General features: G+C 61.2%; 18 protein-coding genes and 8 tRNA genes. 5 read left to right on the top strand and 21 right to left on the bottom strand.

Translation table 11 applies throughout. The features are described from left to right. The first annotated feature begins 14 nt into the window (after positions 1 to 14). The 5 genes from AB0G15_RS05695 to AB0G15_RS05675 all read left to right on the top strand — a co-directional run bounded on the left by AB0G15_RS05695 (position 15) and on the right by AB0G15_RS05675 (position 3,277). Positions 15 to 857: a hypothetical protein gene (locus AB0G15_RS05695; protein ID WP_362835682.1), complete on the top strand. Its 843-nt coding sequence runs from the start codon at positions 15 to 17 to the stop codon at positions 855 to 857. A 159-nt stretch (positions 858 to 1,016) separates the two neighbouring features. Beyond that, positions 1,017 to 1,235 (top strand): hypothetical protein, encoded by a 219-nt coding sequence (locus tag AB0G15_RS05690; RefSeq protein WP_362835680.1) that lies wholly within the window; start codon positions 1,017 to 1,019, stop codon positions 1,233 to 1,235. 232 nt (positions 1,236 to 1,467) lie between these two features. Beyond that, positions 1,468 to 2,100, top strand: coding sequence for a hypothetical protein (locus AB0G15_RS05685; RefSeq protein WP_362835678.1), 633 nt, complete (start codon positions 1,468 to 1,470; stop codon positions 2,098 to 2,100). A gap of 71 nt (positions 2,101 to 2,171) precedes the next feature. Then, complete coding sequence (locus AB0G15_RS05680; protein WP_362835676.1) at positions 2,172 to 2,333, top strand: hypothetical protein; 162 nt, start codon at positions 2,172 to 2,174, stop codon at positions 2,331 to 2,333. 77 nt (positions 2,334 to 2,410) lie between these two features. After that, entirely contained in the window at positions 2,411 to 3,277 is an 867-nt protein-coding gene (locus tag AB0G15_RS05675) for a hypothetical protein (protein ID WP_362835674.1), read from the top strand. A 53-nt stretch (positions 3,278 to 3,330) separates the two neighbouring features. Here AB0G15_RS05675 and AB0G15_RS05670 read toward each other — a convergent pair. From AB0G15_RS05670 to AB0G15_RS05570, 21 genes are all read right to left on the bottom strand, one after another. Further along, positions 3,331 to 3,406, bottom strand: a tRNA-Gln gene (locus AB0G15_RS05670). A gap of 1 nt (position 3,407) precedes the next feature. After that, positions 3,408 to 3,482, bottom strand: a tRNA-His gene (locus AB0G15_RS05665). A 2-nt stretch (positions 3,483 to 3,484) separates the two neighbouring features. After that, a tRNA-Asn gene (locus tag AB0G15_RS05660) sits at positions 3,485 to 3,556 on the bottom strand. A 1-nt stretch (position 3,557) separates the two neighbouring features. Next, positions 3,558 to 3,634: transfer RNA gene (locus AB0G15_RS05655), tRNA-Thr, on the bottom strand. A gap of 1 nt (position 3,635) precedes the next feature. Continuing rightward, positions 3,636 to 3,710 (bottom strand) — tRNA-Lys (locus AB0G15_RS05650). 6 nt (positions 3,711 to 3,716) lie between these two features. Continuing rightward, positions 3,717 to 3,789 (bottom strand) — tRNA-Leu (locus AB0G15_RS05645). Positions 3,790 to 3,794: 5 nt separating this feature from the next. Next, a tRNA-Leu gene (locus AB0G15_RS05640) sits at positions 3,795 to 3,879 on the bottom strand. Positions 3,880 to 4,190: 311 nt separating this feature from the next. Continuing rightward, a tRNA-Pro gene (locus tag AB0G15_RS05635) sits at positions 4,191 to 4,266 on the bottom strand. Positions 4,267 to 4,368: 102 nt separating this feature from the next. Continuing rightward, on the bottom strand, positions 4,369 to 4,872 hold the full coding sequence (locus AB0G15_RS05630) for a hypothetical protein (protein WP_362835671.1): 504 nt from the start codon (positions 4,870 to 4,872) through the stop codon (positions 4,369 to 4,371). Positions 4,873 to 4,976: 104 nt separating this feature from the next. Next, positions 4,977 to 5,879, bottom strand: a complete 903-nt coding sequence (locus tag AB0G15_RS05625) for a hypothetical protein (RefSeq protein ID WP_362835669.1) — start codon at positions 5,877 to 5,879, stop codon at positions 4,977 to 4,979. Beyond that, the gene (locus AB0G15_RS05620; RefSeq protein WP_362835667.1) at positions 5,876 to 7,564 is read right to left on the bottom strand and encodes an E3 binding domain-containing protein; all 1,689 of its coding nucleotides are present in this window, start codon (positions 7,562 to 7,564) and stop codon (positions 5,876 to 5,878) included. The genes AB0G15_RS05625 and AB0G15_RS05620 overlap by 4 nt, the downstream gene beginning before the upstream one ends. Next, complete coding sequence (locus tag AB0G15_RS05615) at positions 7,561 to 8,019, bottom strand: hypothetical protein (RefSeq protein WP_362835665.1); 459 nt, start codon at positions 8,017 to 8,019, stop codon at positions 7,561 to 7,563. Before AB0G15_RS05615 ends, AB0G15_RS05620 begins: the two co-directional genes overlap by 4 nt. Next, positions 8,016 to 8,948 (bottom strand): hypothetical protein, encoded by a 933-nt coding sequence (locus AB0G15_RS05610; protein WP_362835663.1) that lies wholly within the window; start codon positions 8,946 to 8,948, stop codon positions 8,016 to 8,018. The genes AB0G15_RS05615 and AB0G15_RS05610 overlap by 4 nt, the downstream gene beginning before the upstream one ends. A 280-nt stretch (positions 8,949 to 9,228) precedes the next feature. Then, positions 9,229 to 9,558: a hypothetical protein gene (locus tag AB0G15_RS05605; protein ID WP_362835661.1), complete on the bottom strand. Its 330-nt coding sequence runs from the start codon at positions 9,556 to 9,558 to the stop codon at positions 9,229 to 9,231. Positions 9,559 to 9,574: 16 nt separating this feature from the next. Further along, complete coding sequence (locus tag AB0G15_RS05600) at positions 9,575 to 10,108, bottom strand: hypothetical protein (RefSeq protein WP_362835659.1); 534 nt, start codon at positions 10,106 to 10,108, stop codon at positions 9,575 to 9,577. Positions 10,109 to 10,136: 28 nt separating this feature from the next. Continuing rightward, the gene (locus AB0G15_RS05595; protein ID WP_362835657.1) at positions 10,137 to 10,898 is read right to left on the bottom strand and encodes a peptidoglycan-binding protein; all 762 of its coding nucleotides are present in this window, start codon (positions 10,896 to 10,898) and stop codon (positions 10,137 to 10,139) included. Continuing rightward, positions 10,895 to 11,020 carry a hypothetical protein gene (locus AB0G15_RS05590; protein ID WP_362835655.1) on the bottom strand — a complete coding sequence of 42 codons (126 nt, stop codon included), beginning with the start codon at positions 11,018 to 11,020 and terminating at the stop codon, positions 10,895 to 10,897. The genes AB0G15_RS05595 and AB0G15_RS05590 overlap by 4 nt, the downstream gene beginning before the upstream one ends. A 3-nt stretch (positions 11,021 to 11,023) precedes the next feature. Beyond that, positions 11,024 to 11,179 carry a hypothetical protein gene (locus tag AB0G15_RS05585; RefSeq protein ID WP_362835653.1) on the bottom strand — a complete coding sequence of 52 codons (156 nt, stop codon included), beginning with the start codon at positions 11,177 to 11,179 and terminating at the stop codon, positions 11,024 to 11,026. 72 nt (positions 11,180 to 11,251) lie between these two features. After that, positions 11,252 to 11,773 (bottom strand): hypothetical protein, encoded by a 522-nt coding sequence (locus AB0G15_RS05580; RefSeq protein WP_362835651.1) that lies wholly within the window; start codon positions 11,771 to 11,773, stop codon positions 11,252 to 11,254. A gap of 234 nt (positions 11,774 to 12,007) precedes the next feature. Continuing rightward, the gene (locus AB0G15_RS05575; protein WP_362835649.1) at positions 12,008 to 12,295 is read right to left on the bottom strand and encodes a hypothetical protein; all 288 of its coding nucleotides are present in this window, start codon (positions 12,293 to 12,295) and stop codon (positions 12,008 to 12,010) included. Between the two features lie 94 nt (positions 12,296 to 12,389). Beyond that, the gene (locus AB0G15_RS05570; protein WP_362835647.1) at positions 12,390 to 12,665 is read right to left on the bottom strand and encodes a stage V sporulation protein S; all 276 of its coding nucleotides are present in this window, start codon (positions 12,663 to 12,665) and stop codon (positions 12,390 to 12,392) included. Positions 12,666 to 12,717 lie beyond the last annotated feature (52 nt).

Below are 12,717 nucleotides of genomic sequence, written 5' to 3'. Positions count from 1 at the left end.
GAGGGAGCAACAATATGGCGTTCATCGACATCGACGGCGAAAAGCTTGCGATCGGAGACACAGTCGAGGTAGCCGACGACAAGTTCGAGGGACCTCTCAAGATCCATGATCTGAATCTGACCGTCGAAGAGTTCGGCCGGACGAAGATCACCGTCTCTGCGGAAGGGCACAAGAACAAGTGGCAGGTGACCCCCTCTACGGTGCGGAAGGTCAATCCAGCCGAGGAGACTGAGCCTGCGGTCGACGAGTCGGCGGCCGAGGAGACCATCCCGGTGAGGGTCGCCGACGACTTCCAGTCCCGTCAGGACCGAATTCGGGATGTCGTGGCCGCACAGTTCGAGTCGCGGCAGCAGTTCAACCAGAAAGATATCTACACCCTGGAGCAGCTAGAAGCCTTCGCCCGCGCCGCTGGCACTGCAATGACGTCGGAGGCTCGACAGGAGATCAGGGAGCAGCTCGGCCTGACGGCTGCCCCTGCCGACGTCCTCAGGACATCCCTGCCGGGGCCCGGAATCTGGGAGGTCGGCGAGAACGGGCGCTGCACTCCCCTGGTCCCTAAGAAGACTGAGGCGGCTCCGGAGCCGGTCGTGCTGGGGTCGGGGTTCATCTGCGTCGCCGAGCTCGACGAGGAACCTGGTGTGCTCATCCCTCAGGGACCAAATCTCTCGGCCAGTAAGGAGACGGCGGCCAATCATGGGTACCGGGCCTGGTTCTCTCGGATGATCGACAGGACGACGAAGAAACCCTCTGACGTCGCGCACTACGACAAGGTGACGAAGCTGCTCCAGGCCGGTGAGGCTTACGTGGATGGTCCAGCGACGCTCCGACTCGTCTCCGCCAACATCGTCCTCAGCTAGAAAAGGAGTCACACATGCCGAATCTCGGCCCCAGCGACTTAGGCGTTATCGGCCTCGGTCTGATCATTTTCTTCGCGCTTCTCTACGTGGTCATTCGTCTCGCCACCCGCAACAGCCGGAAGGGCTGACCAGCCGCAGGTTACCGGAAAAGGAGTCGGAATGACCACGCGAAAATCACCTCTCATCCTTCACGTCGTCGCTCACGGCAAGGACGTCAACGGCGTAACCGCCAATGCGATCGGACAGGGATTCGCCTTCTTTGGAAGGGACGCCACATTGGAAATCGTCAGCGGTAAAGTCATCAAGATGCACGACGCCGCCGAATACACCGCGAACGTCGAAGTGCAGCAGGTCTTCCGGAAGGAAGACTCCGAATAGGCAGCATCTCCAGAATCTGGAGCTTTGCCCCTATCCGCGTTTGGCGGGTAGGGGCTCCTTAATGCCCTTTTGACCGATTTTCTAGGTAACGGAAGGAGGACGATCCCCTAGGGCTACCCACGGATGGAGCGCACCAACGCGCTCATCCGTACCATTAGTTACGGATCCCAAGCGCACCCGTGACGGGTGCGCGCCCGAAATCGGGCAAACCCACGCAAGGAGAGAACAAACCGTGCAGCTCAACAAGGCCAAGCGCGTGCTGGCCGTCGCCGCCGCCATGACCCTGGGCGCCTTCGCTCTCGGCCCGGTCGCCAGCGTCTCGGCGACCAGCTCGGCCGCCGACGGCAGTAAGACCTACGTCTACGCCTGCGTCCACAAGGGCACCAAGGTGGCGCGCATCGTCACCAGGACCAAGACGTGTGAGAAGCAGGAGTACAAGACCTACTGGCTGAAGAACGTCGACCTCGGTCCTCAGACGGTCAACGGTCCCGGCCAGAACGGCTCCGACGGCGCTGACGGCAAGGACGGCAAGCCGGGTCCGGCTGGTCCTGCCGGCCCGCAGGGCAAGCCCGGTGTCGACGGCAAGGACGGGAAGCCGGGTGAGCCGGGCAAGCCGGGTGTCGACGGCAAGGACGGGAAGGACGGCGTCGACGGCAAGGACGGCGGCTTCCCGCCGATCTTCTCGTTCAAGAACGGCAAGCTGTGGACTCACTGCAAGCAGCTCCCCGGCTACGTCCACCCGGTCTGGGACTGCGACACCAACTTCAAGGCGCCGGATAAGGAGACCACTCCTCCCACCCCGACCGCCACTCCGGTCCCGACCGTCACCCCCACGACGACTCCGGCCGCCACTCCGGCGCCCTAGCAATTCGTAGGTGGAACCCCGTTTTCCGGTAGTGCCCCGGAGGACGGGGTTTCATCACGTGAGGAGCATGCATGGACGACACCACCGAGCCGGTCAAAGTCGACGACCTGGAGAGGCTCACCATCGCAACTGATGGTGGATCCAAGAGGCGGGGCGTGACTCACGTCATGAATCTCACTCATGACGACGCCAAGCGTGTGATCGCATTCGCCGAAAATCTGCGTGTGCTTTAACCGGTAAGTGTCGGAGCCCTGCTTCCTGTAGCTCAGGGGCAGGGCTCCTTCATGTCCGGCCGGAAAAAAGAGGTGACATGGAATCAAAGGTATTCGAAGTTACACAACCCGGCATGGATGGCAACTGGGGAAAGTTCCTGGTCTGCCAACTAACCCATGAAGCGTACTGGCCGAGCCAGCTTCCCGGTAATGACGACACCCGGCCGTTGATGCGTCAGATCGGCTGGTCGCGAGAATTCGTCTGGGTGCTCGACTGGCAAACCGGCGAAGGGGTGCTGGTCAGGCCCGGTGGCAACGCACGAGCTGATCTGAACAAGCATCAGGTCTGGGTGTGTCCCATGTTCGAGCCGTTTCTGACGTGGCTCTACAAGCAGGACATGAGCAAGCTCCATGAGCTCCCCCAGGTAGTTGAGCTCGACGCGCCATTCGACTTCGCCGGCTACCGGCGGCCGGGGCCCAAGCCAAACGGTGACCTGATCGTCGGAGTAAAAGCCGTAGCGGAGCTGGCTGATCTGACGACCAAAGAAATATGCGCAATGGTCAACAAAGACACAGGAGTAGCCGTTGCGGCGCTAAGTATCGTCGAGGAGAAAATCCTCTTCTGGCTGCCTGATGTGATCGCCTGGATTGAAGCCGGAATGCCTGGCTACGTCGAACCTGTCTGGGTTCGGATATTCCGGGTACTAGCAGAATCGGAGACCGGCATCCCCGCAACTGAATTAGCAGAAGCCGCTGGCTCCAAATCCGGCGTCATCGCGCACGAGCTAAGACTGCTTAGAAGAGAGGCGGTCATCCGAGTAGCTAACAGCGACAGTCGCGGACGAAAAGGAGACCCGTACACCTGGGTCCTGTCAGATCAAGGGAAACGCGTCTGGGAGATGCTGAAGGGAAGAAATATCAACTACCAGCGGCTGAGAGAAGCCGTTTACAAGGTCGACCTCTAGCAAAGAGCCCCACCACCCGAGTGCTATTCGGGTGGTGGGGCTTTTTTGCGTTGTGGCTCCCCGTCAAGGATTCGAACCTCGATTACTGCGACCAAAGCGCAGCGTCCGGCCTGGTTAGACGAACGGGGAATGGGGTGACCGGAGAGACTCGAACTCTCGCGTACCGGCTTCACAACCCGGTGCTCTGCCTCTGAGCTACGGTCACAGCTGGCCGTCCTGGGATCGAACCAGGGACTCTCGCATTAACAGTGCGACGCTCTGCCTCTGAGCTAACGGCCATTGGAGCCGACGGGGTGAATCGAACACCCAGCCTGCAACTTACAAGGATGCTGCTCTATCCAATTGAGCTACGTCGGCGTGCCACCAGGGGGCCTCGAACCCAACCTCAGTCCGGATTAAAAGTCCGGTGCCCGTCCGCTCGGGCGCTAGTGGCCTTACGTACCGCCAGAGAGATTCGAACTCCCAACATTCCGGGTCTAAGCCGGACGCCTCTACCGTTGGACTATGGCGGCCTAGTTGGCGAGGTGGGATTCGAACCCACACGAGCTGTACAAACTCACCGGATTTTGAGTCCGGCGCGGCTACCGTTTCGCCACTCGCCCGATATTTACTTTAGCTCGTGTCTCCGGCCGGATTTGAACCGGCGCTATGGATGAGTTTGGAAAACGCGCTTCCCTACCGAGGAATACAATTTCCCACCCTCTCAGCCTTTTGAGCTGGAGGCTCGGCCCTGGTGCATCCGCAACCTCTCATCTGCCGCCCCTCCGTTTTTGGGCCGCTCTTTCCGCTGAGCTACGGAGACTTCGCGAGATTCAGAGGTTCGAACTCTGCACGCTGGCCGTACGATACCAGCGCTACACCGTTATCTCACCCGAGGCATTTTGTTACGGCAGAGCGTCGAGTAACTGCCCCGTCCGAGCAGTAGGATTCGAACCTACGATTCTCTTGCCCCCAAAGCAAGCGGGATGGCCAAGCTTCCCTATGCTCGGGTGTTGTGGGCCGGAAGCGAGTCGTTGCGGTCGCGTCTCCGGCCCACACACTCACTGTAGGGCAGTTCCAAGCCTCACCCCAAGAGGTGTATCAACTACATGTCAGACCAGTTCCGCGTCCACGATGCCCATCTCGTAGCCGACGTCCTCAGCGCGTACCGGCTCGATGGCTCTGGCCTGCTGGCTGGCATCGGATCCGAAGAGTCTTCCGATGAGGCCCGATTCTCCGCTACTGCGGCTGTGCGCCTTCACCGACAGCGTGAAGCCTTCGGAGTCCATCTCATTCTTGGTTTTGAGCATTTTCTGGAGCCGGTCGATTTCGGTACCGACGTTGGGGTCTGGGTACCCGCCCTCGATTTCCTCGGAAAATCGGGCGAACATGACCCTTTGCGTCTGGATTTCGATGAGAACTTCCTGCAAGCGGGCCAATTGGTCCGTTGTGCGAGCCTCTACAGGCAGGTCGAAGGCGCATTCGGTCTCCGGCTGATACTGGGGGCATTTTCCGGCGAGGAAGCATGAGTCGCAGGTGCGGTTAGACTCGCCGGCTGTCGACAGGAGGCCGATTTTCCGCTCTACGCGGTTGCCGTTTTCGTCGAGCTCTCGCACCGTCTTGTCGACGACAGCGACGCCGGGCAGGGTGGCTTTAGAGGTCCGGGCCCGTGACGTTGAGTTACTTTTCGGGGCGTCGTCGGGGGGCGGAAAATTCCGCATTACCCCAAGGGGTTGATCAACATCATGGGGTAGTAGTTCCGCATTAGCGACATCATGCGTTTCAGGCGGTGTAGTAGATACACCATGGTTGTTTGCTCATTGAGATGGGTCACGTAGGCGTTCCAGCTCCAAATAGAGAGCCGCAAGAGCTCGGTCGAATTTCCGGCCTCGATCGCGGCGGCGTCGAAACCGTGTTGGGTCAGGTAGGTGCGGTAGCGCTTGCGCGCTTGGTCGGCATACCGGCGCGGGTAGCGCTTAAGTTCGCCCTGGCTGGTCCAGATGATGGTGTCGCCATACTGGGACGGGCTGAGCCAGCTCGTTGAGGCGACCGAATCCCAAGGGATGGTCCGCATGGCCTCAATTTGGGTCATAGCAACGCCGTGGAGCCGTGTACCGGCGCGGGCTAGACTCCGGAGTACCGGAGTGATGTCCCGGCCTCCTAGGACCGTCTGAGAGACGCCTACGCGGCCATAGGTGTCCGCCAGGCGCTGGAGCTCGTTCAGCCCAGTGTCAGAGTCCCAAATAGGAAGGAAACGATCTTGAAAGACTTCGTGGAGTCTAGAGCGATGCGCCCGACGAAGCGCCGAGGTGAGGGCCTTGGCATCAAGTTCAACGGCGAGGCTGACACGATCAAGGTTCTCGATTGCGAACCGCTCGTAACGTTCGAGGGTCACTGGCAAGAGCCCCAAGTCAGTGTCGACGTTCTGCTTATTGATGGTGTGGCCACCAGAGTCGAGTAGAACCTTCACGTCAGCCGGAAACTTGGCGCCGATACTCCAAGTGTCGGTGTTCTTGACGCGGCGGCCAAGCCCGACGTATGACATGGCCATATGGCGCACCCCGCGCTCGTATAGCAGGGTGCGCCATCCTGGAATTTCGGCGCCGGCCGGGTACCAGATCACTTGCGGTAGTAATTCTTGATCTCGTTAACCGCCGCTTCAGATAGTCGTTGGAAGCCTGGCCGCTTCGTGTCTCCTGCCTTAACGCCGGGAACCAGGGAATTATTGTGAACGTGTTCCTCGGTAACGGGGATGTTGACACGTCCCATAGCGCGGGGCCGTGAGGTATTCGGCCTAGAGACCGTCTCCGTCTTGCCGGAATTTCGCTTAGTCACCGGCTCTGCACGAACCTTGGATCGACCGCGCTTGGTAACGGCGTCGCCTGGTGCAGCTATGCCGGAGAACGCCGGGCTGCTGGCGTGATTGCCGGGAATCATGACGTGACCAGACGATCGCGGCCGGTCGGTCGGCGCCTTGGTGCGCTTGGCCACAGAGTCACCTCGTGCCGGAGCTGGAGCCGGCGTCGCGGCTGGGCCCAAGGGGCGCTTGGTGATGGAGTCACCGCGTGCCGGAGCCGGAGCGACAGCTGAGGGTTCTGTGGCACGCTTGACGATGGAGTCGCCTCGCGCCGGAGCAGCCTGAGGGCCTGGACCAGCTGGACGCTTGACCGAAGAGTCGCCTGGGGCTGAAGCAGGGTATTGCGCAGGGTTGCGAGCGTAGTTGCCCTGAATCGTGATGTGGCCGGTTGCTCTGGGGCGGCTGGCAGGCGTGTGGTTGACACCGGAACTAAAGCTTTCCATACGAGATTCAGCCGAAGAAACGGCAGCATCACGTACATCTCGTTTACGGACGCGGCCATTTGCTCCGGTCCCTGTCAAACCGTGTGGGTTTACGCCGTGCTCTTCAGCCAGTTGTCTTACGCTTGGCGTGACGTGTCCGCCCGCAGAATTGTCTTTCTGCTGAGGTGCTGGAGTCGCCTGCGGTTCTGGGTCCGCATTGGGTTTAGCGGAATGAACCAGCCTGTCCGGCGGAGGTGTCCGACGTGCTTGCTTCTTGGGCGTCGCGCTATCGGGCGAGGACGTGGCCGGATCCGGTGAATTGACCTGGCGACTATTCATCCGACGCGCAATATCGCCTAGATCATCAGACACTCGGCCGAAGTTCCCTGCCTGCTTCTTGTTCAGCCCCTCGTCCGGCGCGGCGCCTGGCGGCACAGGGACGTTGGGGCGCTGCCGCTGCGGCGCAGGGCTAGGAGCAGGAGCTGGATTGCCACTTGCGGCGCTACGCACGGCCGACGGTGAGGCGCCGGCTGGCCGGTTCCACGGCTGAGCAGCTGGCGCCTGACTGGACTTCGGAGCCTTGCCCGGAGAGCCGGAGCCACTGACTGGGCGGCGCATGCCGGCAGCGACCTGATCGGTGAAGTGGCCGATTTTCTGGGCGTTCAGCTGGTCGCCGAAGGCCATGGTCTGTGTGTGCCGGCTTTCAGCGATGCGGGAATTGACCTTGTGCATCGTCTTCGTCGACTTGACCTCGTGCTTGAGCTTGTGACGGTCGAGGTCCTTAGTCACGTCCAAGTTCGCGGCACCGACGGCTTTAATGTACTCAGGAGCCTCTAGAACTCGTGCTGCGTGCTCGTTGCGGTTGTGGTGGTAATCAATCTCACGCATGGCTCGGTGAGCCTCTACGCGAGCCCTGGCGCTTTTGTCGGGCGAGCCTTTCCGGTTACCGCTAAGTGCGCCGTCGAACATGCCGTAGGCGAATCCGCTCTTCCGGCCGGAAAGGGCGGCGATGTTGTTGTTTTGGATCATGTGTCCTCGTCGTCGTGCAGGGCTGCGGCGCGACGGCGGTCGTCGTCAACGCGGGCTGTGAGCTCGTCCCAGGTCTCCCGAGGCGGGAGCTGGCCGAGGTGTTTGGGCTGGATAAAGAGCAGGTGTGGTTGACCCATGGTGTAGAAGTCGTCGACCAGCAGCGGTTCCGAGGTGATGACGAGGTCGACGTCTCCGACGGTTCGCAAGAGGCGAATCTGCTTGAGCCGAATTTCTCTGGGGTCTTCGACTTTTCTCGATGCCGCTATGACTTTGGTGTGCTTGGTGAAGCCTTCAACGAACAACCAGTCGGCGACGTCGACGACGTTTCTGTCAGCCAATAGTGTGACCCGGTAATTGTTAGCCAGTGCATGGTAGAGCTCACGTCCACGCTCATCCGGCTGGCCGGTGATGGGATCGCGAAGGACGCCTTCGATGGTGATGGCTACGTGTCTCATGTGTTTCTCCAGGTCAGAGCCGAAATTAGAGCGTTCGAGGTGTCGGGGACGCGGCTCACCTTGGTTTTGGCGAGCTCGTGCAGGGCTGCGGCGATGCCGTTCTTCTTGTGGCTCTGCCAGCGGTAGTTGTGCCAGTCGGCGTAGCCGTCGCCGAATTCACTGAATGCCTCGCGTCGGCCCAAGTGAATGTCGTCATAGAGGGCGGTGGCTTGGTCCTGGGCGAGACGGACGATGGCCATGGCGTTGGTCCAGGCGCCGGTATTCGCGCCGCGTGAGCGAGCCATTTTCAGCGCCGAGTTGTAGCGATCGATGATCTGGGCTGCGGTACGAGCTTCGCCCTCGATGGCCTTATTCCACTCGGCCGGGAAACGGCTGGCGGGATCTACTGGGAGTTTCGGCGGCCGGACTGTCCAGGTGTCGGTAGGCAGGTTGTACGCGGCGTAGGGCTTGATATTCCGAATGTCGGCCGAATTCAGGTTGATGAACCACGTGACTTCATACGTTTGAGCCCCGAATCTGGTCAGCGCGGTACGTGGCCAGAGTTCGTCGCGCAGCTGGTTGTTGAGCAGGGTGGCGAGCTCGCGGTCGGCCAGGCCCTCGTAGCCGGGATTCAGCTGCCGAAATCGCGGCCAATCGACGCCGAGCAGGATGTCGAGGTCGCCATTGCCTCGGGCGGCCGACCACTGATGAGAGATGCCGCTCCCGGCGATCCATGCGTTACACCAGGCCGTCGGCTGCTTCCAGCGGGTGTCCAGGTAGGTGTAGAGCGTCTGGAGCAGCCACAGGCGGACATGGCCATGGAGCCGGTCGCCGTTGAAAAGTGAAGGATCAAGGCCTTCGTCAGGGGCTGAGAAATAGCCGGACTCTCCGGGAGTGACGCTGATTTTCGTCGCTCGTCGGAGAAAGAAGTTTTCGCTTTTTTCCGGCATGAATCCAGGATATCCGCGCAGGATAATAAGGTTTCAGTCCGGAAATGCAAAAGCACCCCCTGGGATCAAGTCAGGGGGTGCTTTTGGTACTTCGATTGCGGCGACGATAGCCAGGCTCGCGACCTGCACGCCCAACCATCAGGCAAGCTAACTATCGTTCTTAATCCTCGATGTTCGGACCGCGCTTGCTGGTGCGCGTCAGAGCTCAACAAAGTTAGTTATCAGCCAGTACTCCGAAGCCTCAATCAAGAGGTGCTCTGACGCGCGAGAACCAGTATACCTAGCCGCGCTTGCTGTTGTTGACCATTACGGCCAGGCGGGCGGTCTCCTGAGCATTGGCCATGGCTCTGGCCTGCTGCGTCATCAAAGAGTGCACGTTGAGGGCGGCTCGCTGGGCGTCCAGGTCACCCATGGCGCTGGCCATGGCGCCGTACATCTCATCACCGGAGGCCGGCCTGGTGATGGAGACGGCCTCGGCCAGCAGCTGGGGGTCAGGGGTCACGCCGACGGCGCCGTTGCGGTCGACGAAGACGACGAATGCGGTGTGTAGGTCATACTCGGTGGTGGCTTCGTTCTTCTCGCCGATAATCGGGACGTCCGAGGTGTTCATGTGGTGGTCCTAAGTTCTAGTTCTTGAAGTGGTAGATGCCGCGAGCGTCGTTCTTGCGTTGCTCGATCACCGATTGCACAGGGCAGAAGTCGCAGAGGAAGATTTTCGGCCTGTCGCGGGCCCTGGTGCTGAGACCGGCTTCCTTGCGGAGTTCCTTGGTGTCCGGCACGAGTTCTTTGGACGGGGTCCGGTAATCGCCGCAATCAGTGGTGCGGTTATGACGCTTCCAGCATTGTCCGGCGTCGTCAGCGAAGGTGTTCTTCGTCTCGTAGAAGGTGTTTCCGAGTCCTTCGCTGCCGCCAGCTTTGATGGACTCGTTCATCTGCTTGATGATCTGGTTGCGATAGCGGGGGTTATCCCATTCGGCTTTGGAGACGTCGGCGAGATGGCCGCCTCCGTGGGGGTCGCCGGAGGGGAATTGGTGGCGGCTGCTGATGAGGTAGGCCAGGGCGGTGTCTCCGTCAGGGTGTCCCGTGTAGTCAGGGAGTTCCTCACAAGATCCGCAGGTTTCGCAGAAGAGAAGCCGAATTCGTGTGGTGGTAGCGCTCATAAGCTCGGGTAGTGGTCCTTAAAGAAGTTTAGAAAAGAGCAGCCCAGGTGATCGGCCCGACAAGGCCGTCAACAGTCAGATTGGAACGCTCTTGGAAGGCCTTGACGGCTGTGACGGTTTTCGGACCGTAGGCGCCGTCGACTGGAACCTCGTGGCCTTGCTCGCCGAGGCGCTTTTGAATGCGCTTCACATTGGTTTTGTCGGTCGCGGTGGGTCCGAACCATTTGCCGGCGGCCAACGGATACTTCGTCGTCTTGGCAGGTTGTGGCTTGACGCTTCCGGCCTTGACGTAGGCGGGGTGGGCGAAGCCGACGATCGAGGAGCGGTGCCGGTAGCGCTTGTAGAAGCCGACTTTGCCGTTGGAAGTGGTGTTGCCTTCCAGCGTGATGATCTCGCCTCGGTCGGTGGTGCCGATGACTAGGCCGACGTGATCGATGGCGTTCAGGCTGTGCGGGCCGGACCAGTTGAAAAACGCCAGAGCACCCTTGGACGGGGTGTTGTTGAAGCGTCCCTTGCGAGCCCAGTAGCCGGCGTGCCATGGGGTGTAGGCGAACTGGCCGACCTGCTCTACGGCGGCCTCAGCGGCGGCTTTGCCGCCCTTGCGTCGGCCGGCTTCCCAGGCGCACCAGACCAAGCTCATGTCGCACCAGGCGGCGTCGTCGAAGCCGGAGTCGTCGACGCGGTCGCCGTACCAGATGCCGAATTTCGTTTTGCCGCTGGCCGGCTCGATGTAGCCGAGCTGCTCCTTGGCGACGGCGATCATCTCGTCAGCGGTGATCTTGACGTTCACTCGTCGACCGCCCACTCGGACTCAGGCAGCTCGTACTCGGTGGCGTCGCACTGGTCGGGATCGCGGTCGTCGTCGGTCACCACGGCGCCGTGCTCCGGTCGGACGGGGATTGGCTCAGACATGGATCAGCACCCGTGCATCCGGTAGGAGGCGGCACGGATCAACGGAGCCGTGGGGGCAGAGACGACACCGCCGCGATTGGGGGTTTCGTCGTAATTGCCGCCCTCGCGGGTGCCCTTGAGTAGCTCAGCGTTCAGACTGCGGTTTTCGGCGTAGGCCACGACATCTCCGTTTGCCCGATAAATCAAATGACATATCAAGCGTATGGATTCAGTCGCCGAGGTTATTAATGCCTAGCGCCAGGATGGTACGAGATCACGGAGCCGGTTAGCGGTGTATTGGCTTGGTGAGGCGCCTTGGTAGCCGTATCGCTGTGAGATCCGGTCAAGCTCTTCCGGGGTGCGGATTGCGTTCTTACCCTGGTGGGCGAGCATTTCGACTGGATTACCCAGGGGTTTGAATCGCTCGCCGCGCGCTTCGGCCTTCAGGCCGCTTTTCGGGTTGAACCACTCTGGCCACTCGTAATCGCCGGGATCAATGCGGGTGCCTTTGTGGACACCGCGATTGGTGTATGGCCGTTTGGTGAGGCTGATTTTGAGGTGGTTGAGCAGCCGGTCGCCGCGCCGGGACTGGATATCGCCGATGTAGCCGGCCGGGTATTGGGCATCCGGTTGGAAAGGCGGTGGCTTGCCTTGGCGCCTGGCGTCCAGGACGTCTCGGTAGGGGCTGGTGCCGCCGCCTCCGGTGGTGAGGCTGCCGGGCTGGTCGACCGGCGGGAGGTACTGCCATGGGCTGAAGCCGGAGGAAGAGGCCACTGTTACCTCACGCGATCACTCTGGGGGGTAGTGCCCTCTTCCTCGGCCCGGCGTGCCTCGTGACGGTCATAGGCAGAGGAGACGGAGTTGGCTAGTGCTCCCCCGGCGAACTGGCCGAGCCGACCGGCAGTTGCCTCAGTGGCCGCTGAGGCGCCCATGCGGCCGGCAGCGGCTCCCAGGAGGCGTCCGCCGAGGAATCGGGCGGCTACGCCCGCGATGACGGGGAGAGGCATCTCAGCGTCCGTAGGAGATCGGGGCGGAGAAGGGCTCGGTGTAGCGCATCGCTGGCGGCAGGAGCTTGATGTTGCGCTCGGTGGCGCCGGCCGCAGAGGTGGTCTGCGGGGCGTAGGTGGTCTGCGGGGCGCCGACGGAGCCGAGGCGCTCTGAGGTGTGGCGCCGGATGCCGCCGTTCATGACCGCGTCCAGGGCGCCGCCGACACCGCTTCCGGCTCGCGGGCGCGATGCGGCGCGGCCGGTGCCGGAAGCGGAGGTGTTCTTCAGGCTGGCGTTGGTCTTACCCATTTTCGGGAAATTGTTGGTGACCGGGTCCATTGGTTCTCCCAAATGGGCGTAGGTTAAGCGTTCCTATTCAGGATAAATCGCTGGGGCCGGTTTTTTACTGCGAGTAGACCTTGAAGAGGATGGCTGTCACGGTTTCGCCGTCGTCCATGGTGACGCTGGTGAATCCTGGCCGGCAGGTGAGGGATAGCCCCTTGGAGCCGACGTAGGACTGAGCGATGGCGAGAGCTTTGACGGACTGGTTAACTGCTCCGGCGCCGATGGAGCGCAGGGAGACCTCTTTGCCGTCGTATAGTGCGTGGCTGATGGCGGAGGCTAGGCGGGTGGCGTCCGAGGAGGCGCGCACCTTCAAAAGCGCGGTGTTGTCGTCCATGTGTTTCCTGTACCTTGTAGAGTCCGGATATTTGCCCGGTTTTTCCAGGGTA

Source organism: Streptosporangium sp. NPDC023825 (assembly GCF_040639575.1).
Classification (GTDB): domain Bacteria; phylum Actinomycetota; class Actinomycetes; order Streptosporangiales; family Streptosporangiaceae; genus Streptosporangium.
Note: the sequence above shows the minus strand (reverse complement) of the source record. Positions and strands in the feature narration are given on the sequence as shown.

Coding starts and splice junctions, on each gene's coding strand:
- AB0G15_RS05695 (WP_362835682.1), top strand. CDS start 15: ATGGCGTTCATCGACATCGACGGCGAAAAGCTTGCGATCGGAGACACA.
- AB0G15_RS05690 (WP_362835680.1), top strand. CDS start 1,017: ATGACCACGCGAAAATCACCTCTCATCCTTCACGTCGTCGCTCACGGC.
- AB0G15_RS05680 (WP_362835676.1), top strand. CDS start 2,172: ATGGACGACACCACCGAGCCGGTCAAAGTCGACGACCTGGAGAGGCTC.
- AB0G15_RS05675 (WP_362835674.1), top strand. CDS start 2,411: ATGGAATCAAAGGTATTCGAAGTTACACAACCCGGCATGGATGGCAAC.
- AB0G15_RS05620 (WP_362835667.1), bottom strand. CDS start 7,564: ATGATCCAAAACAACAACATCGCCGCCCTTTCCGGCCGGAAGAGCGGA.
- AB0G15_RS05615 (WP_362835665.1), bottom strand. CDS start 8,019: ATGAGACACGTAGCCATCACCATCGAAGGCGTCCTTCGCGATCCCATC.
- AB0G15_RS05610 (WP_362835663.1), bottom strand. CDS start 8,948: ATGCCGGAAAAAAGCGAAAACTTCTTTCTCCGACGAGCGACGAAAATC.
- AB0G15_RS05605 (WP_362835661.1), bottom strand. CDS start 9,558: ATGAACACCTCGGACGTCCCGATTATCGGCGAGAAGAACGAAGCCACC.
- AB0G15_RS05600 (WP_362835659.1), bottom strand. CDS start 10,108: ATGAGCGCTACCACCACACGAATTCGGCTTCTCTTCTGCGAAACCTGC.
- AB0G15_RS05590 (WP_362835655.1), bottom strand. CDS start 11,020: ATGTCTGAGCCAATCCCCGTCCGACCGGAGCACGGCGCCGTGGTGACC.
- AB0G15_RS05575 (WP_362835649.1), bottom strand. CDS start 12,295: ATGGGTAAGACCAACGCCAGCCTGAAGAACACCTCCGCTTCCGGCACC.
- AB0G15_RS05570 (WP_362835647.1), bottom strand. CDS start 12,665: ATGGACGACAACACCGCGCTTTTGAAGGTGCGCGCCTCCTCGGACGCC.